The sequence below is a fragment of the Shewanella sp. BF02_Schw genome, from assembly GCF_014596695.2.
Classification (GTDB): Bacteria; Pseudomonadota; Gammaproteobacteria; order Enterobacterales; family Shewanellaceae; genus Shewanella.
The window spans coordinates 1-1,004 of the sequence record NZ_JABKAW020000023.1; the positions used below are offsets into that span (position 1 = coordinate 1).

1 protein-coding gene is annotated in these 1,004 nt (G+C 51.8%); it reads right to left on the minus strand.

What is annotated here, in order from left to right:
* Nucleotides 1-119: 119 nt before the first annotated feature.
* Nucleotides 120-1,004 (minus strand): ice-binding family protein (locus HNW13_RS23430; protein ID WP_208062977.1); only part of this gene is annotated, 885 nt, incomplete at its 5' end.

Genomic DNA, 1,004 nt, shown 5'->3' on the forward strand with positions numbered 1-1,004 from the left:
ACCGTACTTGTATGGTCAGCAAATCACGGTTAGTGGTTGCTGCAAATTATGTTTATTTTGATCAAGCAACAGAGGCCGACGGCAATGCGCCTGTCGGTCTTTGTCTATTACCTCTATCATTACGGCATCGGCACGTTAATTACCGTGTTCACCATCGTTACCGAAGCGCCTATGGATAACGCCCTACCATTGAGCGTCACTAACGAGACTTCTCCAGCGGTTGAGAAAGAAACGCCTGACTGAGCGATAATGGTCCCAACCATGGTCCCACCACCGCCTGCGTTGATCGTCGCGAAACTACCTACCTGCCAATAGACGTTTTTGGCCTGAGCGCCCCCCGCCAGGATAACGCTTTGCGGGAATACAGCTCCCGGACCGTCTACTGCTAGCGTAGTGCCGATCTGGAAGACGAAGCTCGCATTGGGATCCCCAAGGGCGTCGAGGGTGAGATCCCCTCCCTGTATTAAAACCGCAGCGGCGTTTGTGTAGACGCCAGGATTTATGGTTGTTCCTGCCAGATTACCGGCCAGAACGCCGTCAGACGGCATTGACGACAAGGTGTTATAGGCATCTATGGCGTCGAGACGGGCCTGGGTTGCAAGTGCGCAATAAGCCGCATTTACACCTGTGGAGTTCGGGCCTGTAATGGAGTTGGTACAGGTGTAAATTGTCCCATTCACATTGCCCTGATTGGACCCAGATTCTGTAAAAATGTCACCTTCCGTATCGTGGAACCCTGTTATTGAAGACGTCGTTGTCGCTATGGTTCCGATATTTCCATTGATGACAGTCAGGATCCCTTGATTGGTCATTCCGGCAGAACCGCCAAAAGTCCCAAACGTCCCAGCAGCGCCAAGATCTACTGGGGGTGGGATCACTTCACTAGCAAATGTGGAAAAACTCCATATTTCGTCAACAGCAAGCGCATTTCCTGCCAGGTCCTGAGTACCAATTGTAATCGTGGCGGTATAGGTGGTGCTGTTTGCCAGATCGCTTGATGGGGT